Origin of the sequence: Candidatus Amarolinea dominans (genome assembly GCA_016719785.1) — a bacterium.
GTDB lineage: Bacteria > Chloroflexota > Anaerolineae > SSC4 > Amarolineaceae > Amarolinea > Amarolinea dominans.
This window is the reverse complement of record JADJYJ010000017.1, coordinates 112,335-135,668: the sequence shown is the minus strand read 5'-3', so window position 1 is coordinate 135,668 and position 23,334 is coordinate 112,335. Positions and strand designations below refer to the sequence as shown.

Genomic DNA, 23,334 nt, shown 5'->3' with positions numbered 1-23,334 from the left:
CGCCGGTGAAGATCGAGAAACCGGCCCAACCGGCGGCGGCCGCACCTGCTGGCCCTACCTCCGCGCCGGCTGGCCTGCCGGCTGACGCCAGCGCCTACTGCGTGAAGTGCAAGACGCGGCGCCCGCTAGGCGAGGCGCAAGCGGTCTTCACCGCGCGTGGTGTACGGGCGGTGCGCGGCGCCTGTCCGGTGTGTGGCACCACCCTCTTCCGCATGGGCGAAGCGCCCGGCCATCTCGGTTTGGTCAAACCAACGCCCGCGCAACTCAAAGCCGCGGCGCACAGCAAGGCGATCGCTGAACACCAGGCCGTGCAGGCGAAGACCCGCGCCGCCAAGAAAGCCGCCGCCGCACAAGCAGCCAAGTCTGCAAAGACCGGCGCCGGCAAGAAAGCCGCCGCCGCACAAGCAGCCAAGTCTGCAAAGACCGGCGCGCATGGCAAGCCCGACAACAGCCGCCAACCCGTCGCGACGACGCGCACCCGCCTCGTGATCGTCGAATCACCTGCAAAAGCCAAGACCGTGGAGCGCATCCTCGGTCGCAACTACCGCGTGCGCGCATCGGTGGGCCATGTGCGTGACCTGCTGCGTTCGCAGCTCTCGGTGGACACAGACCACGATTTTCGCCCCACCTATCGCGTGCCCAACGAAAAGAAGGACCTGGTCAGACAGATCAAGGCCGAAGCGGCGCAGGCCGCGCAGGTCTTCCTGGCAACCGACCCGGATCGGGAGGGTGAGGCCATCGCCTGGCACCTGATGGAAGCGGCGGCCATTGACCCCGCGGCCACCCAGCGCGTGATCTTTCATGAAATTACCCCCGACGCGGTGCGCGCCGCGTTCGATCACCCGCGCGCCGTGGACATGGACCTGGTCAACGCGCAGCAAACGCGGCGCATCCTTGACCGCCTGGTGGGCTACAAGATCAGCCCTCTGCTCTGGGATCGTGTGCGCAGCCGCACTTCAGCGGGCCGTGTGCAGTCGGTGGCCGTGCGCCTGGTGGTGGAGCGCGAGCGCGAGATTCAGGCCTTCGTAGCTGAGGAATACTGGTCCATCGAAGCGGAATTGGCGCAGAAACTGGTTGTGGGCAAACGGGCGCCCAAGGAACGCCCCAGTTTCCGGGCGCGACTGGTGCGCATCCGCGGGGAAGAGGCCGATCTGGCGAACGAGGCGGACACGCTGGGCATCGTGGCCGCGCTGGAACAGTCCAGCTACCAGGTGAGCAAGGTCAAGCTGGGGGAACGACGCCGCAAGCCCGCGCCGCCGTTTACCACCAGCACCCTGCAGCAGGAGGCCTCACGCCGCTTGGCCTTCACGGCCCGCCAAACGATGGCCAACGCGCAGATTCTGTACGAAGGGGTGGAGCTGGGCAATGCGGGTCAGATCGGTCATGCAGGCGATGCGGGTAATGCGGGTAATGCGGGTAATGCGGGTAATGCGGGTAATGTAGGTAATATAGGCCTGATTACGTACATGCGCACCGACAGCACCAACGTGGCCGAAGTCGCGCAGAACCAGGCGCGTGATTTCATCCGCCAGCGCTACGGGGCCGAATTCGTGCCGGAGACGCCGCCCCAGTACAAGACCCGGGCTAAGGGCGCGCAAGAGGCGCATGAGGCCATCCGCCCCACCTCCGTGCTGTACACGCCCGACCTGGTGCGCCCGTATCTCAAGCGCGAGCTGTTCCGCCTGTACGAGCTGATCTGGCAGCGCTTCGTCGCCAGCCAGATGGAGCCGGCCGTGATGGATACCGTCAGTGTGGACATCGAAGCCGGGCTGGCGGCCGGCGATCGTCCGTATCTGCTGCGCGCCACGGGCGTCCGTGTGCGCTTTGCCGGCTTTTTGGTGGTCTATGAAGAGACCCGCGACGAAGACGCCCTGGCCGATGGTGATGAGCGTTGGCTGCCGGCCCTGCAGGAAGACGAATGGCTTGATCTGCTGCGTCTGCTGCCCGAACAGCATTTCACGCAGCCGCCGCCGCGTTACACCGAAGCGACTCTGGTGCGTACGCTGGAGGAAAACGGCATTGGTCGTCCCAGCACCTATGCGCCGACCATCTCGACCATTCAGCAGCGCGGTTACGTGGAGCGGCGGGAGAAGCGCCTGTTTCCCACCGAACTGGGCTTTGTGGTGAATGATCTGCTGGTCAAGCACTTCTCCGACATCATAGACGTGGGCTTCACTGCGCAAATGGAAGAGCATCTCGACCGCATCGCCGACGGCGAGGAGGCATGGGTGTCGGTGCTGCGCCGCTTCTGGGAGCCGTTCGTTCACAGTCTGGCGCAGGCCGAAGCCGGCATGGAACAGGTGCATGTGGATAGCGAGCCGACCGGTGAGCTGTGCGAGAAGTGCGGCCATGCGCTGGTGTTCAAACATGGACGCTTTGGCAAGTTCATCGCCTGCAGCAACTTCCCGACGTGTCGCAACACCAAACCGATCCTGGTCAAGGTAGGGGTGGCCTGCCCTGAGTGCAGCGGCGAGTTGGTGGAGCGCAAGACGCGGCGCAATCGCCTGTTTTACGGCTGCGTCAATTACCCCAAGTGTAATTTTAGCAGTTGGACGCGGCCGCTGCCCACGCCCTGCCCGCAGTGCGGCGGCCTGCTGACCGTGGCCACCAAGACGACCGCCAAATGCATTCGCTGCGGCGCGGTGACGCCCATCGGCGAAGGCGGCGCCAATGAGCATTGATAATGAGCATTGGATGGAGAAGAACAGATGTCCGAACGTTTGACACGCTTGCGCGCCGCGTCGAAGGCGCATGAACTCGACGCCTGCCTGATCAACGAAGCCAACAACCGGCGCTACCTCAGCGGTTTCACCGGCTCCAATGGCTGGCTATTTATCACCGCGGACAGCGCCACGCTCATTACCGACGGGCGCTACATCGAGCAGGCCGGCCGCGAGTGTCCGGGGTTTGCGGTGATCAAGATCGCGCGTGGAGAGGATGTCGAAGGATTTCGGCGTTTGCTGGAGCCGTTTCTGCACAAACGGGTGGCGCTGGAGTCAGACCAGGTCACGTTGGAGCAGTGGCGGCGCTGGTTCCAACCGCTCGAGGTTGATTGGGCTTTCACGACCGGCCTGGTGGCAGGGCTGCGCAGCCAGAAGGAGGCCGGCGAATTGGCGGCCATCCAGGCGGCCGCGCAGTTGGCCGATGCGACGATGGCCTACGCCTACACGGTGGCGAAGCCGGGCATGACCGAGGCCGAGCTGGCTTGGCGCCTGGAGGTTTACCTGCACGAGCACGGCGCGCATGGCCCGGCGTTCGAGATCATCGTGGCCAGCGGGCCAAACAGCGCCTTGCCCCATGCCCGACCCACGGAGCGCCCCATCGAGGCCGGCGAACCGCTGACGATTGACCTGGGCGCACGCCTGCCCAACGGCTACCACTCGGACCTGACGCGCACCTTCTGCCTGGGCCAGCCCACCAGCGACACCTTCCACGCGGTCTACCAGGCCGTGGCGGCCGCGCATCGGCACGCGGCCGCGCATCTGCGGCCAGGCCTGACCGGCGCGGAGGCGGATCGGCTGGCGCGCGCGGTCATCGAGCAGGCTGGCTTTGGCGACAAATTCGTACATTCGTTGGGACATGGCGTGGGCCTGGCGGTGCATGAGCAGCCATCGCTAGGGCCGCAGAGCCAGGACGTGCTCCAGGCCGGCAACGTGGTCACCGTGGAGCCGGGCATCTACCTGCCGGGTTGGGGAGGCGTGCGCATCGAAGACCTCTTCTTCATCCGTGCAGACGGCGCGCAGTGGCTCAGTCACGCGCAGGAAATCGCCGTGCAGCATCATGACGCCCGAACTGACCATTTCCATGATTGAGGTGACTATGACAACTTCACGCGCGCCCACCGCCATTGTAGCCGTTGGGGGCAATTCGTTGATTGCAGACAGCCAGCATCAGAAGGTTGAAGATCAATGGGACGCGGTGCGCACGACCGCGATGCACATTGCCGGCATGATCGAGCGCGGCTGGAACCTGATCGTGACGCATGGCAACGGCCCTCAGGTGGGGTTCATTCTGCGCCGCAACGAGTTGGCGAGCAGCGAGGTGCATACGACCCCGCTCGACCTGATCGGCGCAGATACGCAGGGCGCGATCGGCTACATGCTGGCGCAGGCGCTGGACAACGAGTTTCACCGCCGCCAGATCGGGCGCCAGTGCGTGGCCGTGGTGACGCAGGTGGTGGTGGATGCCAACGACCCGGGCTTCAAGAACCCCACGAAGGGTATCGGTGGCTTTGCCAATGAGGCCAGCGCGCGGCGCTTCGAGGCGGAAGGGTGGATCGTGCAGGAAGATGCCGGGCGCGGCTGGCGCCGCGTGATCGCGTCGCCTATCCCGCGGCGCATCGTGGAGTTGGACGCCATCCGCGGCCTGGTGGACATGGGCTATGTCGTGATCAGCGTGGGCGGCGGCGGCATTCCGGTATTCGAGAATCAAAAAGGGGAGTTGCGCGGCTGCGTCGGCGCGATGGGCGCGGTGATTGACAAGGACCGGGCCAGCGGTCTGCTGGCGGCCGAGCTGGGCGTTGATCTGTTGCTGATCTCGACCGGCGTGGAGCAGGTTGCGATCAACTTCAACAAGCCGAATCAACAGTGGCTGGATCGCCTGACCCTGGCCGAGGCCAAGCGTTATCACGCGGAGGGGCATTTCCTCAAGGGCAGCATGGGGCCGAAGATCGAAGCGGCCATTGAATACCTGGAGAAGACGCCGCACGGTCAGGTCCTCATCACCAACCCGGAGAACATCGCGCGCGCTCTCGCCGGCGAGACCGGAACCTGGATTGTAAACGAATAGGGATGGCGCACCTGGAATTTGCGTGATTTTCCTTGACATGGCCCCCGCAATGTGTTATGCTCTGCCTGCCTCAAGATTGATCGCCAGGAGCGCCACCATTCATGCAGCGAGAACGTGTTGCCGATAACATTTGGGTCTTTACCAGCAGCCTCTTTGCCCAGGTCACTGCGGGCGTAGTTTTCACCAGTGAAGGCGCCGTGGTCATTGACACCCTGCCCTATCCGAGCGAGGCACGCGAGATGCGCGATTTCGCACGCAGCCGCTCGCTGGGCAGCCGCGGCATTCGCTACGTGGTCCTCACGCACTCCCACGCTGATCACATCTACGGTGCTTATCTTTATCCTGAAGCCGAAGTGATTTCGCATCGGCGCTGCCGCGACCTGATGCGGCGCCACGCGGAACAGGGTTTGCGCGATGCGCGCGAGCACGCGCCCGAACTGAACGAGGTGCAGATTCGTCTGCCTGGCCTGGTCTTTCAGGAGGAGATGACGATTCGCCTGGGCGGCCGCACGATCGTTCTCAGCGAATCACCAGGCCATAGCGCGGACGTGGTCAGTGTCTTCATCAAAGAGGACAAGGTGCTGTTTGCCAGCGACACCGTGATGCCAGTGCCTTACATCGTCGGCGGCGATACCCACGCCCTGATCAAGTCACTGGAAGCCATTGCGGATTTGGGCCTGGAGAATATCGTGCAAGGGCATGGCGAGGTTCTCCTGCGCGGTGAAATCGTCGAAACCGTCGCCAGCAACATTGCCTATCTGCAGAAAATTGACAGCCTGGTGCGCCAGTACCTGCGCGACAAGCTGCCCCGTCAGGAGCTGCAGGCCATTGACATCGAAGCCTGCGGCAAGTCGCGCATTCCTCTTAGCGGACTGGTGCAGCGCTTTCATCAGGCTAACCTGGCCTATCTGTACGAAGTTTACCGCCACGGCCCCCCTAACACCGAACAGGATCAGGACAACGAATGACCGTTGATGAGCTGCTGGCGCAGATGTTGACCCTGTCCGCGGCCGATCGGCGGCGCCTGTTTCGTCGGGCACAACGCATGGGCCTGTTGCATTTGCCAGACCTGGAAGGCGGCGATGCAGGGGAGACCAGCCCAGCGCCCGTCTTGACACCGGCGCCCGCGCAGCCGGAGTTGATGCGGGCGCCCATGACCGACGTGGCGCCGAAAGCCGCGCCGGCACGCGCGGTCACTACCGCCAGCGCGCCCGAGGCCGCGCGGCTGATTGACTTGCGCCCGGCGCCGCCCGCCTCCGCTGGCGTCCCAGCGCAGTTAGCCCCGCGTGCGCGCAAACCGACCACCGCCAAGCCCGCCACCTCGCCGGCTGAGATTCGGGTACGGGTGGTGTTCGACGGCGGCAGCAGGGGCAATCCAGGGCAGGGCTACGGCAGCTACGCGCTGTTGTGGCCGGGCCAGCCTAAGCCGGAGATCATGCGCCTGACCTTTGGCAGCCGCGTAACCAACAACGAAGCCGAGTACGACACCCTGATCAACGCCCTGCAAGACCTGGCCGACCGGGCGCAGGCCGCGGGCGGCACCCCCGCACAGGTCTTCGTAGAGATTTGGGGTGACAGCCTGCTGGTCGTCAACCAAGTCAACGGCACCTGGAAGATCAACAAAGCGCCGCTGCAAGCGCGCTGCAACCAGGTGCGCGCCCTGCTGCAACAGTTCGGCTTCGCCGCGCTGAACTATCATCCACGCGAGGAAAGCGTGGCCCTGCTCGGACACTAATAGCCTATCCGAATAACTACCCCCGGGTGCCTTATCGAGGCGAATGTCAGCTTATTCGGATAGGCGCTAAACCCGGCGCCTCACGACCCGGCCAAGCCCGCTTCCAACTGTTCCAAATCCACCAGGATAGCGTTCACCGCCTCTGCTTCGGCGCGGGCAGCGTCGGTGAAACCGGCGCGGGAAAAGAACACGTAATGGCTGCGCCAGTCTGTTCCGGGGATGACTTTGGGGGTCTTGGCAATCAGCTCCATGATGACCGAGCGGCCCACCGGGTCTGCGCCCCACTTGCACTCTCCCAACAGGATCTCATGGGTTCGCCAGTTGATGGCTACCACATCCACCTGGGCATCGGCCGACCAATGACTGCCCACATACTCAGGGGTCATGGGCAGGCGATGGCCGCGGGCCTGCGCCAATGTCCATTCCCGGCATAGGTCCTCGAACGCCGTGACGCCGATGAATGCACGGAACTGTTCCGCGATGCGTTCCCACAACACATCCATGAGGCCTTGCTCGACCATGTCGAGGTTGGGCGCAATGAACCGGAAGTAGAAGCGCAAGTAGGGATCTCTCAGGTGATAGCGGCTATTGCGGCTTGTGCGGCGTTCCTCGCGCGGCAGAGTTGCGGGCAGCCGGCGTTCCACCAGGTGCAGAGCTTCCAGTTGCTTCAGATAAGGGCTGAGATGGGTGGAGGGCAACGCCAGGGCAGCGCCAATGTCCTGCGGCGTATGGGAGCCGGTGGCAATAGCCCGCAGGACAGCCTCATAGGTTTGCGTCTCGCGGCGGATGACGTCACCGATCAGGATGAACGGCTCGCTCTGAAACACGGACGTGCGATCCATGAACAGCCGCTTGAGATTGGCGCCTACGCCCTCGTGGTCATCGAACTGCTCCAGATAGGCGGGAATACCGCCCACCACCGCGTACACCGCGACCCGTTCGGCGGCTCCGTAGCGAGGCAAGAAGTCACGCAGGGCGGCAAAAGGGAGCGGTGCAACCGGCAATTGTGCTGTAAAGCGACCATACAGCGGCGCGTGGTAGTTCATCTGCTCCACCATCATCCCGATGTGCGACCCTGCAAGCACAAGTGTGATATTGGTTTCCTTGAAGAGATGATCCCAGGCCGCCTGTAGGTGCGATGGCAGAGAAGGGTCGGATTGTGCCGCATATGAAAACTCGTCCATGATGAGGACCACCGGCCGCTGACCGATCAAACGGGCCGCTAGTTCGAAGATCGGCTCCCAGGAATCGAATGTCGGCACGCTGGAACCGTTACCGGCGGCGGCAGTGTGGTCGGGCGGGTACGCCCAGGTCCAGATTGCGCGCACAAAACTCTGACGCACCAGGGTTGGTGTGTCGCGCCGGGCAACCCAGTAAATGAGCGGGCGGCCTGTTTGCTGCGCCCAGCGCAGCAGCAGCGTCGTCTTGCCCACCCGGCGGCGACCATAGACAAGCAGCAAATGCGCCCCCGGGCGGGCCACGATGGCGTTCAGTGCTTCGATGTCCTGTTGGCGACCGATGAATCTGTTCATGCGCGCACCTCATTATAAGCAGCTTATTATAAGCAGCTTCTATTGTACTCTCGAACAGCCGGGCGGTCAAGGAGGAGAGAAAACCGGAATTGACCGGGGTCGCGCCCTGTTCTATAATGGCGCGCATTCTGAGCAATTATGACACTGGATAGTTTGGAGTGTGCTTTGACTCTGCATCCCTGGCTGTATCGCCGTCACACGGCGTTCGTGGTGGGCCTGCTGGCGGTGGCGCTGCTGGCAACGGTCGTCCTTTACCGGCAGGCGCTGCTGACGCCGTTCGACGGCGATGAGACCGGCTGGATTTCCTCCGGCGTCTACTACACCGACCTGCTGCTGGCGCGTGATTTTGCCTGGGAGAAATGGCAGTGCCGGGCCTGCGGGCCGTGGGGTGGGCTGAACATGCCGCTCGGCAAGTGGGCCATCGGTGCGCCGCTCAAGCTCTATTACGCCGCCACGCCCGGCGCCGCGCCGTTCATGCGTTTCTACGATTTCGAGCGCTCGCTGGCACAGAATCAAGCGGAAGGACGCGTGCCGCCGGCCGATGTGCTGCGAGTTGCCCGCCTGGCCTGTGCCGCATTCGGTGTTCTGTGCTGCCTGCTCTTGTTCTGCCTGGGATTTTGGTGGGTGAATTGGGCAACGGGCCTGTTGGCCGCCGTTCTCCTGCTGGCAACGGATGGGTTCGTGCAGCAGGCCACCCGCGCGATGACCGATGTCCATTACCTCAGTTTCTTGCTGGCCGGCTGCCTGGCGGCCGGTCTCTTGGTAAAACGCTCAGGCCGCCGCGCTCACCTGACCACCAGCACACTGGCCGGACTGTGCGCTGGCCTCGCCTGTGCCGTCAAAGTGACCGGGATCGCTGTCGGCGGGTTGATCTTTCTGGCGCTGCTGGCCTACGTCGTCGCCCTGCACCGCATCAGCCTGCGTGCGGCACTGCGGCACGCGGCCCTGTTCGTGGTCGTGGCTGTCGTCACCGTCTACCTGCTCAATCCATTTTTCTGGCCGAACTGGCAGCAGCTCGACGCGATGGCGCTGCTGGGCGAGACCCGATCCTTGCTGACCGCGGTCGTCTCCGGCCAGTTGGGATCGGGGCAGATTTCCCAGTCCTATCCGCAGGTGGGCAATCTGGCGCACATTGCTGAATTTCCGCAGATGTTCCTGCGCTGGCGCACCTTCATGCAGACCCAACTGCCCATCGGCAACTGGACGGAGCCTCGGTTGCTGGCGATTCATCGTTCGCTTTTCGTCAACCTGGCTGCATTTCCGTTCGAGTGGGTCTTGCTCCTCATCGGCGCCGCGGCGGCCGGCCGGCGGGTCATCGCCGCCTGGCGGCGGGCGCAGACCGCGCCGGCGCTGGCGCCGCTGGTTTTCTTTGCGGTGAACTACCTCTTCGTCCTGTTCCTGGTGCAGTTGAACTGGCCGCGCTACTATCTGCCAACCGCGGTGGCCGGCAAGCTCCTGGTCGCCTACGGCATCGTCGTTGTGTTCGAGGGGCTGGTGGGCCTGGTCAGGCGCCGACCAGCGCCAGGGTCATTGTAAACACGGTACCCTGGCCAGGGCTGGAGGCGACGGTCAGGCTGCCGCCGTGCGCCTCGACGATGGCTTTGGCAATCGCCAACCCCAGACCAGAGGCCTCATTGGCGCTGCGCTGGCGCGCTTTGTCGGTGCTGTAGAAACGGTTGAAGATGAAGGGCAGGTCCGCAGCCTCGATCCCAATGCCGGTATCGCTGACGGTCATTTGCACAGCCGCGTCAACCGCTGTGGCAGACAGGACGATTTCCCCGCGCTGGGTGTGGCGCAGTGCATTCGAGACCAGGTTATTGAGCACCTGCGTCATGCGGTCGGTGTCCACGTAGATCGAAGGCAGCGACTCGGGCGCCTCGATGCGCAGCGCAGTGCCTTGCTGCTCAGCCTGTACGATGTAGGCCAGGCCGGTGCGCTCCAGCAAGGCGCGGGGATCAACCGTACGCCGGTTGAGCAGCAGCTCGCCGGCATCGGTCAGCGAGAGGGTGCGCAGGTCTTCCACCAGGCGCTGCAGGTGAACCACTTCGCTGAACATGATGCCGTACAGGTTGGCCGAGCCTTGTAAGCGCCCCCCCTGCAAGCCTTCCATGTAGCCACGCAAGATGGTGAGAGGGGTGCGCAGATCGTGCGCCAGGTCGGCGGTCATCTGTTTGCGCGCCTGACTGGCTTGCGCCAGGTCGGCGTTCATCTGGTTGAACGATGCGGCCAGTTCGCCGATTTCGTCGCGCGAGCGTACGCTGACGCGCTGATCGAACTGGCCGGCGGCCATGGCCTTTGTGGCCGCGGTCAGCTCCCGCAGGGGCTGGGTGAGGGTGCGCGCCAGCAGGCCGCCCAGCAGCAGCGCCAGCAGCCCGGCCACGGCCGCGCTGGCCACGGTGGCCCAGGCGATGCGCTGCAAGAAATCGGTCTCCGGCGAAAAATCGTCACCAGGACGGGGTGGCGAGTCTGCGGAAGCAAGCAAGAGGGTCCAGCCGACCACCTGGCCGTTGACCTTCACCGGCGTGGCGGCGCTCAATGGACCGGCGGGCACGCGCTGCCCCGCGGTGTAGCCACGATTGGCGAGCACCACAACGCCATCCGCATCAAGCAGGACTGCGCCCCGGATGTAGAATGAGAGCGGCGGTGACTCGGCCAGCGCAGGCCCCACATTTTCCCAGGAGTTGTTGGCCGCGTAGTAGTCGGACAGGGCGCTGATGAGAACATCACGGTCACGCGCGGACAGGAAGCGGTCGAACTCCGAACGGGTGCGCTGAGAGACCAACAGCGCGACCAGGACGACGCTGATCAGACTGACGAGGAGAAAGGCGAGCACGAGTTTCCAGGTAAGTGAGCGCATCAGCAGTTCACACGTTTACGACGGTCACATTATTCCAGGGGTTTATCATCGGTTGGGCCAGGCGGCCGTTCGGGCGCGAAGCGATAGCCCATGCCATAGACGGTCTCCACATACTTAGGCCGGCGCGGGTCAGGTTCGATCTTGGTGCGCAGGTTGCGCACATGCACATCAATGGTCCGCTCATAGCCCTCATAGGCATCCCCTGACACAAGATCAAGCAGATCGAGGCGAGAGAAGACCCTGCCGGGTGATGCCATCAGCGCGGCCAGCAGTCCGAACTCCGACGGGGTCAGATCCACGAAACGTTCGGCCACCTTGACCGTGCAGGCGCTGCGGTCGAGGGTGACATCGGCCACGCGCAGGATGTCCGGCTCGGCCTGCGCTTTTTGCAGCCGCCGCAGCACCGCATGGACGCGGGCGAGCAGTTCGCGCACGTTGAACGGCTTGGTGACATAATCATCCGCGCCCAGTTCCAGGCCCAGGATTTTGTCCGTGTCCTCCACCTTGGCCGTCAGCATGATGACCGGCGTACTTGCCTCCCTGCTGAACACCCGCATGAACTCGTAGCCGCCCATCTCCGGCATCATCAGGTCGAGGATGATCAGATCGGGCTTTTCGTAGCGCGCCACGTACAGCGCCTCGCGGCCATGACCGGCTTCGACCACGCGGTAGCCTTCTTGCTCCAGGTAGACGCGCAGCATGGTGCGCAACCGGGTTTCATCGTCAACGACTAGAATAGTTTGTGGCATAGTATTTGCATTATCATCCGAACCGCGGCCCTTTGCAAACCAGATGACGGCAGCGACTCATTTGTGCTCCAGAGCCGGATGGTAGTAGGTGGCCGCGACGGCCAGGACAGCCGCCAGGGCCAACATGCCCGGCGCCAACAGGGGATTGGCGCCGCCCAACGCTTCGCTGATGATCTTAGCGGTGGTGGCGTTGGGGGTCACTTCCAGCAGCAGCCCGATATTGCCTTCGATGTGCTCGTAGACGCCCAGCAGACTCCCCAACGCGACCGGAATCATGCCAACCCGTAGCCCCAGGAGCACCCGGCGTTCGGGGCGCCGCCATGCCAGGCCCACGGCGATCAGGCCAACGGCGCACAGCACGAACGGCAGCAGTTGAATCCCCTCGGTGTGACCGATGAAGACCAGTTCAACCACCGTTGCCGCCAGCAGCAGCCCTGAAAGCAGCAGAAGGAGGCGCCGCAGGCGGGCCAGGGTGGCGTCGGCGCTCATGGCGTGCTCAGATACGCGCCGGCCGCGGCCCGTTCTGTCTCAGAGACATAGCCGGCCAGTTTAGCCAGAAAGGCCTCATTGGACGCAAAGGGTCGGGCCGCCATCAGCGCCGCCGCCTCGGTGGCGTCGAGGCCCGCAATCTGCTGCAGCGTCGCCGCGTCCGCGCTGTTGACGGCAATCGGCACGTAGACGTACTGCTCGTAGGCCGCAATCTGATCGGCGCTGATATACTTGCCCAATTCCTGCCGAAATTGCAGGATGCTGGCATAGGGCCGGTATTCCAGGAATTCGCGTACCATGCGGCTGCCCATATTGGGGACACCGGCCAGGAATTCGTCGCCTGACGCGGTGTTGAGATTGAGCTTGGCAGTCTGCGGCGCGATCGTGGCCGCAGGCGCGGTCGTGGCCGCAGGCGTCGGCGGCCTGGCCGTCGTGGCCGCAGGGGCGGTCGTGCCCAGGCGTCGGGCCGCAGGCGCGGTCGTGGCCGCAGGGGCGGTCGTGGCCGCAGGCGCGGTCGTGGCCGCAGGCGCGGTCGTGGCCGCAGGGGCGGTCGTGGCCGCAGGCGCGGTCGTGGCCGCAGGGGCAGATGTACTTATCGCTGCACTCGAACCGCAGCCAGCGAGTGATAGGGCCAGCAGCGTCGTCACGGCGGCCAAAATCCAGAAACGAGATACCATCTTCTTCATGTTCTTACCTTTTCGTATGATTCGACCAATTAACCGTGTAACGCAGGTCGGCTATGATTCCGCCACACGGCGCGAGACGCTTTTCTGTAGGTCCGACCTCCTGGTCGGACGACGTTGGCCGCGAGAAGCAAGCCCCGCGGCAGAGAGCGTCGTCACGCCGGAGGCGTGACCTACGGTCTCAATGCAAGCCGGAGGCTTATGTTGCGGCGGCGTTTCGGCGGCGCAACCGGCGCAGGAGATAGGCGCCGGGCACAACGATGAGCACGACGAGCGCCATCAGGACGAAGTTCTTTGCCACCTCAGTCAGGCCGAAGAGGCTGCCTGCCTGGCTGCCATGTTCTCCACGGCCTTCACGGAACCCGTCGCGGCCGGCCCGCAAACCCGCGTCGCCGCCGGGGAAGCGCTGCGCGTCGGGGAACGGCATGCCCAGGTCGGCGCCGCGCTCGAAGCCGTCGCGGCCAGGGAGATCGCCGCGCAGGCCAGCGGCCATACTGGAGGATGAGAAGGCGAGCAGCCCGGCGGTTACTACGAGTGCGGCCAACAAAATGATGAGGGTGCGGCCCACGATTTTCATGACTGAGGCTCCTTCTGCGCTTGCGCTGGCGTCAGATTCAGGGCCGTGCGGCCGGGGCGCGAGAAGGGCGGCGTCACGACAAGGCGCTTCAGCGTCTTGACGATCCATGACCAGTGCAGCGCCACATGCAGGCCGATCAGAAGGACGGCCGCATCTGAGGTGGTGCGATGGATCCATAACCACATGCCGTCACGCGGGAAGCGCAGGCCAAACAGGGGCAGCGCCACCTCAGAGATCAGCAGGCCGGTGACAATGATGATCGTGACATCAATGAAGAGCAGCGTTGAGCACGTAGTTCAAACGCGCCTGACCCTGCACCTTGCTGAAGAACCGCTTGCTGATGCCCACAATCCATGACCAGTGTAGCAGCAGGTGGGTGATAATGGCAGCTCCGAAGGCAATGCCCAGCCATTCATGGATGGCCAGCCCGCTAAAGCGCGGGGCGGTGGCCACCAGGAAACCGATGAAGATCGCGCTGTCCACGATCAGATCGGTTACCGTGCGCTTGACATATTTGTTTGCTTGATTCATGTTTCTCTATCTCTCTCATCAAGTCGGTTCGGGGGCGTGCGGCGCAGCGTTCCGCGCCACGCTCATGATGATAGCAGCAAACCTTTCAGAGATTGTTAAGATGCAATGGGCGGAATATGAGGATTGTTTTTGACAACCGTCGCGGCTGATGTTACAATTGAATTCAACAAAGGTGGTACCACGGGTCAATGTGCTCGTCCTTAGCAGGGCGAGCCTTTTTGTTTACAGGGAGTGCTGAAGATGATGACAAGTTCTGAGATCAGGCAAAAATATATTGATTTCTTCGTCGAAAACGGCCATACACTGGTCCCCAGCTCCTCCCTGGCGCCGATGGGCGATCCCACGCTGCTCTTTACCAATGCCGGCATGGTGCAGTTCAAAGACACCTTCCTGGGCACAGAGAAGCGGCCCTACCGCCGCGCGGTCACCGCGCAGAAGTGCATGCGCGTTTCCGGCAAGCACAACGACCTGGAGAACGTCGGTCCATCGCCGCGCCACCATACGTTTTTCGAAATGCTGGGCAATTTCTCCTTTGGTGACTATTTCAAGAAGGATGCCATTGCCTTTGCCTGGCGCTTCCTGGTCACGGAGCTGGGGCTGGATGTCAACCGTCTCTGGTTCACCGTCTATCGCACCGACGATGAAGCGGCGCAGTTGTGGGTGGAGACCGGCGCGGCGCCTGAGCGTGTGCTGCGCTTCGATGAAAAGGACAACTTCTGGTCTATGGGCGATATCGGCCCTTGCGGCCCTTGCTCCGAAATTCACTACTACCTGGGCGACCTGGCGCAGCAGACGAGCGCGGGTGTCAACGTTGCCGATGACTACATTGAAATCTGGAACCTGGTCTTCATGCAGTACAATCGTGACAGCCAGGGCACGCTGACCCCGCTGCCGCGGCCGAGCGTGGACACCGGCATGGGCTTCGAGCGGCTGTGCCTGGTGCTGCAGGGCAAGCAAAACACGTATGACACCGACCTGTTCCAGCCGATCTTCGACCATGTGCAAGCGGCGCTGCATCACAGTGCGGAGCAACGCGCGGAAAAATACATCAGCTACCGCGTGATTGCCGATCACAGTCGGGCGATGGCCTTCCTGGTGGGCGACGGTGTGTTGCCGGGCAACGCGGGGCGTAGTTATGTCCTGCGTATGCTGTTGCGTCGCGCGGCGCGCTTTGGCGTCAAGCTCGGCTTTCAACAGCCTTTCCTGGCTGAGACGGTGGATGCGCTGATTCGAACGATGGGCCCGTATTATCGTGAGCTGCAGGAGCGGCGCGATTTCATCCTGCGCACGGTGCGCCTGGAGGAAGAACGCTTCCGCCGCACGCTGACCACGGGTGAAGAGTTGCTGCAGGAGATCATGGCGCGGCCCGAGGTTGCGGCCAGTCGTTTGATTCCTGGCGTCGAAGCCTTCAAACTGTATGACACCTACGGCTTCCCGCTTGACCTGACGCGCGACGCGGCCAAAGAGGCGGGGTTCACCGTGGACGAGCAGGGCTTCCAGCAGGCGATGCGCCAGCAAAAGGAACGTGCGCGCAGCGTGGCGCGTTTTGCCGCGGCCGATAATGCCTCGCTACGGGGTTACGTTGACACGCTGGAACGCTTGCGCGACGAGGGCGTCCTGGACAGTCAGGGCGTGGAGCATTTGTATTATGAAACGACGCGCGTGCCGACCAGCGTCGCGGCCTTGTTCGTCAACGGGCAGGCCGTGAACGGTGCGCCGACCGGCGCAAGCGTCGAGGTTGTGGCGCCCGCCACCCCGTTCTACGTCGAGCAGGGCGGCCAGATCAGCGACACCGGCTGGATTCGTGCGGACGACGGCGCCTGGGAGATGCAGGTGAACGATGTGCGGCGCCCGGTGCCCGGCCTGACTGTGCATGTTGGGCAAGTGCTGCGCGGCGAGATCAAGGTGGGAGCGAGTGCGTTGGTCAGCATTGATGAAGAGCGCCGCCTGGATATTATGCGCAATCACACGGCGACGCACCTGCTGCATGCGGCGCTGCGCCAGGTGTTGGGCGCGCATGTCCATCAGGCCGGCTCGCTGGTGGCGCCCGACCGTCTGCGTTTCGACTTTACGCACGGCGGGGGGCTGAGCGAAGACGAGCGCCTGCGCATCGAGCAGGGGGTCAACGACGCGATTTTGATGAATTACCCTGTCACAGCCACGGTGACGACGTATAAGGCTGCGGTGGCCGCGGGGGCGATGGCGCTGTTTGGCGAAAAGTACGGCGATGAGGTGCGCATGATCCGCATTGGCCAGGCGCCGGATGAGGCTGTGAGCAAGGAACTGTGCGGCGGCACGCACCTGCTGGAGACGGGCATCATCGGACTCTTTACGATTTTGGCGGAGGGCAGCATCGGCTCCGGCATTCGGCGCATCGAGGCGCTGACTGGCCGCGGCAGCCAGCGGTATGCGCAGCAGCGGATGATGGCGTTACGTCGCACGGCCGGCCTTCTGGGCGCCAGCGAAGACGGGGTGGAGGCCAAAGCGGCCGATGTGCAGCAGACCATGCAGGATTTGCAGCGCGAGGTGGCGCGTCTGCGCCAGCAGATTGCGAAGCGCGACATCGAGCAAATTCTCGCGCAGGCGACCACCGTCAACGGCGCGGCCGTCGTCGCGGCGCAGGTTGACGCGTCTGATGTGGAGACGCTGCGCCAGATGAGCGATTGGCTGCGTGACCGCCTCGGCTCATCGGTCGTTGTACTTGGCGCTACTTTCGCCGGCCGGCCGAATCTGATTGCCGCGGTGACGCCTGATCTGACCGCGCGCGGCGTGGACGCGGGGCAGATCATCCGTGCGATTGCGCCGGCGATCGGCGGCGGTGGCGGCGGACGCCCGACCCTGGCCCAGGCCGGCGGCAAGGATGCGAGTAAACTGCCTGACGCGCTGGCGTTGGTGCTGCCCTGGGTAGAATCCAAGTTGAGCTGATCAATCGAGCATGGACCATACAATTTCTGTTTTGCCTGAAGACACGACTCAGGTGCTGCAACAGCGTCTGGCAGCCGTACATGGCGGGCGCGTGGCCCTGGTGCTGGCGGACGGCGCCCACCAACTGGCGCATACGGTGCGCCTCGACTTGCTGATCCGCCAGGCCCAGCGTCAGGGTATCGAGCTGGCGTTGGTGACGCGGCATCTGCCCACGCAAGACGCGGGCCGGGCCGGCGGGCTGGCGGTGTTCAACCGGTTGGAACAGGCGACGGCCGCGGCCACGTGGTCGCGACCGCGCGTGCGGCTGGTTACGGCCACGCGTGACCAGGCCGCCATGCCTGCTCGCTCCGTTGCGCGACGCTGGTTGGCCTGGCGCCAGAAACGAAGCACTGCGCGCGGCCGCAACCGCCAAATTATGGCAATCAGCGCCCGCGGTAATGGGTCCGCTTGGGGGCAAGCCGTGGCCTTACTCCTTGTGCTCGCCCTATTGGGTGGCGCGGTGATTGGCACGGTGCTCCTGACCGTGCCGGTCGCTACGGTCACGGTGACTCCCTCGCGGCAGTCGGTGATTGCAAGCATCAATGTGCGCGCCAGCGCGGCCACGGACGAGTTGGATGTGACGAAGAACCTGGTGCCGGCGCGGCGTATCGAGGTGCTGGTGGAGGAGACGCGCAAGGCCGCGACGACGGGCAAGCGCGATGTGCCGGAAAAGGCGGCGTCCGGGACGGTGACTTTTGTCAACCTGCGCAGCCAGGAGGTTGTGGTGCCGGCCGGCACGATCGTGCGCACGTCATCCGGCAGCAATACCCGCTTCAGGACCCTGGGCGATGTGACGGTGGGGGGAGCGGTGGGTGCGCAGGCCAGCACGACGGTGGAGGCGCTGGATCTGGGGCCGGCTGGCAATGTGGCTGCCGGCACGATCAGCCGCATTGACGGCGGTTTGGGGCTGAGCCTGCGGGTGATCAACCAGCAAGGATTGGGCGGCGGGACGGTGCGGCAGGGCGGGGTGGTGACGCAGGCGGACAAAGAGCGCCTGCGGGTGACGTTGCAGCAGCAGTTGGAGCAGAAGGCTTACCAGCGCCTGAGCGAGGAGTTGAACGAAGGGGAGTTTGTGCCGCCGGAATCGGTGGAGACCTTTGTGATGTCGCTGGTGTTCGATTCGTTTACGGATGAGGCAAAGGACAGCCTGGGAGTCACGATGCGCCTGCTCGCGCGGGCGATTGCGGTGAACGATGAGGGAGGCAAGAGTCTGGCCCTACGTGCGCTGCAAGGGCAGATGACGCCCGGCAGCCAACTGTTGGCAGACTCGATTCAGTACAATACGGACAATTTCACCGTTTTGGAAGAAAACACGCTCAAGGTCGTGACATTCAACGTGACGGTTTCGGGTGTGGCGGTGGCAGATGTGGACCAGGCGCGCCTACGCGCGGCGGTGGCCGGGTTGACGCCAGATGCCGCGACCGAACTCCTGATGCGAGAGTGGAAGTTGGATGGGGCGCCGCACATTGAGATCGAGCCAAACTGGTTGGGGCGCCTGCCGGTGATTCCCTTCCGCGTCCATGTGAAGGTGGATTACTCGCGCGCGCTGGCGAGCAATCGGTAGAGGAGTGGTGATGACGGCAAGCGAAGCGCCCGCGCCCGCGTTGGTTGACACGCTGCCGCGGGGGCGGCTGATGGCCCTGGATGTGGGCGACCGCCGCGTCGGGGTGGCGGTGTGCGATGATTTGGGCTTGCTGGTGCGGCCGCTGACGGTCTTTGAGCGCGGGGCGCGCGTGGCGGATCAGGCGCGTGTCAAGCGGCTGCTGCAAGAACAGAGGGCGGTTGGGCTTGTGGTGGGTTATCCGCTGAACGATGACGAGACCGCGGGACCGCAGGCGCAGCAGACGGCACGCTATGCGCAGCGACTGGCCGCGGTGCTGCCGGTGCCGGTGATGCTTTGGGATGAGCGCTTGTCAACCTTCGAGGCGGAGGAACGGCTGGCCGTTATGGGCCGGCGCGGCCGCAGAGCAGTGGGAGTGGATGCTGTGGCGGCTGCGGTTATTTTAGAGAGCTATCTGAACCATGTCAAACCAAGATAATTTGCGGCGCCGGCAGGCGGCGCGACGCCAACGTCAATTAGCCGAATTGCAAGCCCATCGTCGCGGGGACTGGCGCTATTATCTGCGTCAGACGCTCAACGGGGGTAATGCCCTGCGCCTGCTCGGCTTTGCCGGCGTCGTTGTTGCCCTGGTGTTCATCGGTCAGACGATCGTGGCGCACCTGCGCGACCAAATGCATGCCGAGGTGGCCACGGCGAATGCGCAATTTATCGAGGCGGACGGCCAGAATCTGGGCGATGCGCTGAGTCTCGACAATCTGGAGAATACGCTGATTGGCTTCTATTTGCGCGTTCGTCAGGCGGAACTGGAGCGCGCCGTAGATTCCGAGGCGACGGCGCTGGAGCCTTTCACGGTGACTTCGGGTGAGTCGGCGACGATGGTTGCCGACCGGCTGCTGCAGGCCGGTTTCATTGCGGATGATGGGCTGTTTCGTTTGTATATGCGCTACAACGGTATTGACCTGAGCCTGGAAGCGGGCGATTTTCTGCTGGCGCGCTCGATGACGATGCCGGAGATTGCCGAGGCGTTGCAGAAGGCGCGCTTCATCGAGGTGAGTGTGACTATTCCGGAGGGGCTGCGCGCCGAGGAGGTGGCGGACCTGCTGACGGAGCAGAACATCATGGATGGCGCAGCCTTTCTGGCCGCGGTGCGCACAACCGATCTGAAGCTGATGGGTCTGACGAAGACGTACCCTTTCCTGGCAAACCGGCCGCCTGGCGCGTCGTTGGAGGGCTTTCTGTTTCCCGACACGTATCGTTTACCCGCGCGGGCAAAGCCGGCGGACTTGATTGGGCGCATGCTGGATAATTTTGCAGAAAAGGTGACGCCGGAGTTGATCGCGCAGGGGCAAGCAAGGGGACAGACGCTGCACGAGCTGTTGACGGTGGCGGCGATTGTGGAACGCGAGACGCCGCGCCTGGACGAGCGGCCGATCGTGGCGAGCGTCTATCTCAACCGCGTCGCGAAGGGTATGTTACTGAACGCCGATCCCACCGTGCAGTATGCGATGGGATATCAGCCGGCGACTGGTCAATGGTGGAAGTCGCCGGTGCTGCTGGAGGAGTACCAGACGGTGCAGTCGCCCTACAACACGTACCTGTATCCTGGCTTGCCGCCCGGCCCCATTTGCAGCCCGGGCATCACGGCCATCGAGTCGGTGGTTGCGCCGGCTACGACAGACTATCTCTATTTTGTGGCCACTGGCGACGGCGGGCATGTGTTTGCGGTGACGGCGGAGGAGCACGCTGCGAATGTCAGGGCCTATGAGAATCGCAAATAGGGATTCGATTTGCGCTCTCTTGTGCCTGGTGCTGTTGGCAAGCTGCACGAGCACACGCCCCACGTTGAAGATTGGGCTTATTGCGCCCTTCGAGGGGGTCCACCGCTCGCTGGGCTACGAGGTTTTGGGCGCGGTGAGGTTGGCGGTGCAGCAGCAGAACGCGGCCGGCGGCGTGGCGGGCTATGGCATCGAGCTGGCGGCGCTGAATGATGACGGTGTGCCCGCGACGGCTGCGCGTCAGGTGGCCGCGCTGGCGGCTGATCCGGGAGTGGTGGCGATCATCGGGCCGTGGCAGATGGAAACGGCGCAGGCGGCCGCGCCAGCGCTGCAAGCCGCCGGCCTGGCCGCTATCATTCCTGCCCCCTTGCCGGACGCGGACCTGGCGCTGGCGCCGAACGCGTATCGGCTGTTCGCGGGGGATGACGCGCTGGCGCAAGCACTGCTGACTGCGATTCCGACGGGTGCTCGTCTGGAGACCAGGGGCGCGGCTGTGGCCTGGTCGTCTCGCCTGACGATCCTGCTCCCTACGCCGGACCCCGCGGCTACGACCGTGATCGTCTTGACGGGCGATGCTGAAGACGTGGCCCGTCAGTTGACAATTTCCCCCTGCGTGGGTACTATGACGTCCTGTCTTGCGGGGCCGTCCGCGGGAGAACCCCTGGTCGCGGCCCGCACCGGCGACGCCGCAAACGGCCTGCTGTGGGTGACATCGCTGACGCGGCCTGCCTGTGACGGACAAGCGGCTGATTTTTGCCAGGCCTATCAAACGGCTACAGGCGCCGCCCCCGGCGCTTACGCTGCCCTGGCGTACGACGCTGCCGCCGTGCTGTTCGCTGCCATCGAGGCCAGCGCACAGCCGCAGCGGGTTGATGTCCTGGCCACCCTGGGCAGCATCGTCCGTCAAGGCGTCTCAGGGATAATTCGCTTTAGCGCCCAGCGCTCCTGGGAAGCGGCGCCTGCCCGGTTGTACCGTGGGGGGGACCTCCTGGAGTTCCCGTGAAGGCGCCCCTCTGCAGGGGGGCGCGATCTATTGGCCGTCAGGTCGCGGCGTCAGTTTGCTCAATGATGAGTGTTTGTGGGGGAGATGGGAGGTGTAATTGGCCATGCGTGTATTGGTGATCTCATGGGAGTATCCGCCGCATCTGCAAGGGGGCCTTGGCCGACATGTCTCGGAGTTGCTGCCCGCCTTATGCCGGCATCCAGACATGGTCATTCACGTGGTGACGCCGCAGCACAGCGGGGGTGAAGCGTATGAAGCGCATGGGAATTTGATCGTTCATCGCGTGAATACTTCACTGCTGACCCGTGATCATGCCGCGGGAGGCGAGACGACTTTCTTCGAAAACGTCTTGCACGTGAACAAGAGCCTGGAGCAGTTCATCGAGCTGATTTGGCAGCAGGTGGGAGGATTCGATCTGATCCACGCGCACGATTGGCTGGTCAGTTTTGCGGCCTCGGCGGTGCATCGTACCTATGATGTGCCGCTGATCGTGACATTTCATGCCACCGAGCGTGGTCGCAACCGCGGTTGGCTGTCGAGCACCCTGTCGCAGCAGATCCATGATGCGGAGCTGGGGCTGACGCAGACGGCGACCCGCCTGATCACCGTCAGCAATTACATGCGCAACGAGGTGCAGTCCTTTTTTGGCGTAAATCCTGACAAGGTTCGTGTCATTCCGAATGGTGTGAACACAACACCTTTTGATGAGCAACGCGGCCGCGATCATCGTCTGGAGCGTCAGCGTTACGCTCTGCCTGAGGAGCCGATCGTTTTTCACATCGGCCGCCTGGTGCATGAAAAGGGTGTGCGGGTCTTGGTGGAGGCGATCCCGTTCATCCTGAATGCGTTTCCAGAGGCCCGGTTTGTCATTGCCGGACGCGGGCCGCTGCTGGAGACGCTGCAACAACGGGTGGCGGCATTGCAAATCAGCCACAAGGTGTACTTTCCTGGTTTTGTGAGCGATGATGAAGCGGTAGGCCTGTTTTGCATCGCGGATGTGGCGGTCTTTCCTTCGCTGTATGAGCCATTCGGCGTGGTGGCGCTGGAGGCGATGGCGGCGCACACTCCACTGGTGGTGACGAGTGTGGGCGGGCTGGCCGAGGTTGCGGAACATGACAAGACCGCAGTCACTGTCTTTCCTGACGATGCCGGCTCGCTGGCCTGGGGCATCAGCAAGGTGCTGCGTGAACCAGAAACTGCCCGTGTACGCGCTGACGACGCGTACCGCATGGTGCGGGAGATTTACTCCTGGGATGTGATCGCCGGGTCAACCCTGGCGGTCTATCAGGAAGTTGTGCCTGGGGCGTAGTTTACAGGAAATCGTATGCGTAAAATTGCCATTCTGGGACTAAAGGGCGGTATCGGCAAGACAACGACCTGTGTCAATTTGGGGGCTGCGCTGGCGCAGCGCGGGCAGCGGGTGCTGCTGATTGACACCGACACGCAGGCCAATGTCTCCCTGGCCCTGGGCATCATGGACGTGAAAAAGTCGTTGGCCGATGTTCTCATGCGCAAGGTGACGGCCGCCGAGTGCGTGTTGTCTGCGCGACCGAACCTTGACCTGATTCCAAGCGATCTCAGCCTGTTCAAGGCGCAGCAGCGCATGGTGCTTGAGGTGGCGCGCGAGGAGATTTTCAACGAGCTGTTCAGCGAACTGACCGCCTACGACTATCACATTTTGGATTGTGCGCCCTCTGCCTCGCTGATGACCATCAACGCCGTGGCGTACGTGGACGAGGTAATCATTCCGGTCTCGATGGAGATGTTGGCGCTGGCCGGGGCGCGGCAGTTTCTGACCTATCTGCGCACTATCAGTCGCCTGCTCGGCCGCGGCGCGGCCATTCGCCTCATCGTTCCTACTTTTTTCGATGCTCGCCGCCGCGTCAGCGCGGAGGTCATGACTGCGCTGAAGGCTGATTTTGGCGACAAGGTCACGCACCCGATTCGCGTTGACACCTCGCTCTCGGAGGCGCCCGGTAAGGGTAAGACGATTTTTGAGTACGCGCCGCGCAGCCGGGGCGCGGCCGATTATGCCCAACTGGCTGATGTGGTCGAGCAACTGCCGCCTCTGACGCGTGCGTGAAGGTATT

The 23,334-nt window shown here is 63.6% G+C and carries 19 protein-coding genes and 1 pseudogene; 13 read left to right on the top strand and 7 right to left on the bottom strand.

What is annotated here, in order from left to right:
• The first annotated feature begins 212 nt into the window (after positions 1 to 212).
• From topA to IPM84_17420, 5 genes are all read left to right on the top strand, one after another.
• Positions 213 to 2,681 (top strand): type I DNA topoisomerase, encoded by a 2,469-nt coding sequence (gene topA, locus IPM84_17440; protein MBK9094510.1) that lies wholly within the window; start codon positions 213 to 215, stop codon positions 2,679 to 2,681.
• A gap of 27 nt (positions 2,682 to 2,708) precedes the next feature.
• Positions 2,709 to 3,812, top strand: coding sequence for an aminopeptidase P family protein (locus IPM84_17435; protein MBK9094509.1), 1,104 nt, complete (start codon positions 2,709 to 2,711; stop codon positions 3,810 to 3,812).
• Positions 3,813 to 3,819: 7 nt separating this feature from the next.
• Positions 3,820 to 4,788, top strand: coding sequence for a carbamate kinase (locus IPM84_17430; protein MBK9094508.1), 969 nt, complete (start codon positions 3,820 to 3,822; stop codon positions 4,786 to 4,788).
• Between the two features lie 101 nt (positions 4,789 to 4,889).
• Entirely contained in the window at positions 4,890 to 5,756 is an 867-nt protein-coding gene (locus IPM84_17425; GenBank protein MBK9094507.1) for an MBL fold metallo-hydrolase, read from the top strand.
• Positions 5,753 to 6,523 (top strand): reverse transcriptase-like protein, encoded by a 771-nt coding sequence (locus tag IPM84_17420; GenBank protein ID MBK9094506.1) that lies wholly within the window; start codon positions 5,753 to 5,755, stop codon positions 6,521 to 6,523. The genes IPM84_17425 and IPM84_17420 overlap by 4 nt, the downstream gene beginning before the upstream one ends.
• Before the next feature lie 80 nt (positions 6,524 to 6,603).
• Here IPM84_17420 and IPM84_17415 read toward each other — a convergent pair whose 3' ends face one another.
• Positions 6,604 to 8,055: an ATP-binding protein gene (locus tag IPM84_17415; GenBank protein MBK9094505.1), complete on the bottom strand. Its 1,452-nt coding sequence runs from the start codon at positions 8,053 to 8,055 to the stop codon at positions 6,604 to 6,606.
• 165 nt (positions 8,056 to 8,220) lie between these two features.
• Here IPM84_17415 and IPM84_17410 point away from each other — a divergent pair, with 165 nt between their 5' ends.
• Entirely contained in the window at positions 8,221 to 9,591 is a 1,371-nt protein-coding gene (locus IPM84_17410) for a phospholipid carrier-dependent glycosyltransferase (protein MBK9094504.1), read from the top strand.
• On the opposite strand, the gene IPM84_17405 is transcribed toward IPM84_17410, so the two are convergent.
• The 6 genes and pseudogenes from IPM84_17405 to IPM84_17380 all read right to left on the bottom strand — a co-directional run bounded on the left by IPM84_17405 (position 9,560) and on the right by IPM84_17380 (position 13,941).
• On the bottom strand, positions 9,560 to 10,912 hold the full coding sequence (locus tag IPM84_17405; protein ID MBK9094503.1) for a HAMP domain-containing protein: 1,353 nt from the start codon (positions 10,910 to 10,912) through the stop codon (positions 9,560 to 9,562). The genes IPM84_17410 and IPM84_17405 overlap by 32 nt on opposite strands.
• A 29-nt stretch (positions 10,913 to 10,941) precedes the next feature.
• On the bottom strand, positions 10,942 to 11,661 hold the full coding sequence (locus tag IPM84_17400) for a response regulator transcription factor (GenBank protein MBK9094502.1): 720 nt from the start codon (positions 11,659 to 11,661) through the stop codon (positions 10,942 to 10,944).
• A gap of 57 nt (positions 11,662 to 11,718) precedes the next feature.
• Positions 11,719 to 12,150: a hypothetical protein gene (locus IPM84_17395; protein MBK9094501.1), complete on the bottom strand. Its 432-nt coding sequence runs from the start codon at positions 12,148 to 12,150 to the stop codon at positions 11,719 to 11,721.
• The gene (locus IPM84_17390; GenBank protein ID MBK9094500.1) at positions 12,147 to 12,836 is read right to left on the bottom strand and encodes a hypothetical protein; all 690 of its coding nucleotides are present in this window, start codon (positions 12,834 to 12,836) and stop codon (positions 12,147 to 12,149) included. The genes IPM84_17395 and IPM84_17390 overlap by 4 nt, the downstream gene beginning before the upstream one ends.
• A gap of 196 nt (positions 12,837 to 13,032) precedes the next feature.
• A complete protein-coding gene (locus tag IPM84_17385) occupies positions 13,033 to 13,410 on the bottom strand; it encodes a hypothetical protein (protein ID MBK9094499.1) in 378 nt (125 codons plus the stop codon).
• A pseudogene (locus IPM84_17380) lies at positions 13,407 to 13,941 on the bottom strand (DUF4405 domain-containing protein). The gene IPM84_17385 and the pseudogene IPM84_17380 overlap by 4 nt, the downstream one beginning before the upstream one ends.
• Before the next feature lie 234 nt (positions 13,942 to 14,175).
• On the opposite strand from IPM84_17380, the gene alaS reads away from it, so the two are divergent.
• From alaS to IPM84_17345, 7 genes are all read left to right on the top strand, one after another.
• A complete protein-coding gene (gene alaS, locus IPM84_17375) occupies positions 14,176 to 16,866 on the top strand; it encodes an alanine--tRNA ligase (GenBank protein MBK9094498.1) in 2,691 nt (896 codons plus the stop codon).
• Between the two features lie 52 nt (positions 16,867 to 16,918).
• Positions 16,919 to 18,469 (top strand): baseplate J/gp47 family protein, encoded by a 1,551-nt coding sequence (locus IPM84_17370; GenBank protein ID MBK9094497.1) that lies wholly within the window; start codon positions 16,919 to 16,921, stop codon positions 18,467 to 18,469.
• A 10-nt stretch (positions 18,470 to 18,479) separates the two neighbouring features.
• Positions 18,480 to 18,944: a Holliday junction resolvase RuvX gene (gene ruvX / locus IPM84_17365; protein ID MBK9094496.1), complete on the top strand. Its 465-nt coding sequence runs from the start codon at positions 18,480 to 18,482 to the stop codon at positions 18,942 to 18,944.
• A complete protein-coding gene (gene mltG / locus IPM84_17360) occupies positions 18,928 to 20,244 on the top strand; it encodes an endolytic transglycosylase MltG (protein MBK9094495.1) in 1,317 nt (438 codons plus the stop codon). Before ruvX ends, mltG begins: the two co-directional genes overlap by 17 nt.
• Positions 20,245 to 20,308: 64 nt before the next feature.
• A complete protein-coding gene (locus IPM84_17355; GenBank protein MBK9094494.1) occupies positions 20,309 to 21,244 on the top strand; it encodes an ABC transporter substrate-binding protein in 936 nt (311 codons plus the stop codon).
• 103 nt (positions 21,245 to 21,347) lie between these two features.
• Entirely contained in the window at positions 21,348 to 22,553 is a 1,206-nt protein-coding gene (locus IPM84_17350; GenBank protein MBK9094493.1) for a glycosyltransferase family 4 protein, read from the top strand.
• Positions 22,554 to 22,568: 15 nt separating this feature from the next.
• Positions 22,569 to 23,327 carry a ParA family protein gene (locus tag IPM84_17345; protein ID MBK9094492.1) on the top strand — a complete coding sequence of 253 codons (759 nt, stop codon included), beginning with the start codon at positions 22,569 to 22,571 and terminating at the stop codon, positions 23,325 to 23,327.
• Positions 23,328 to 23,334: the final 7 nt, after the last annotated feature.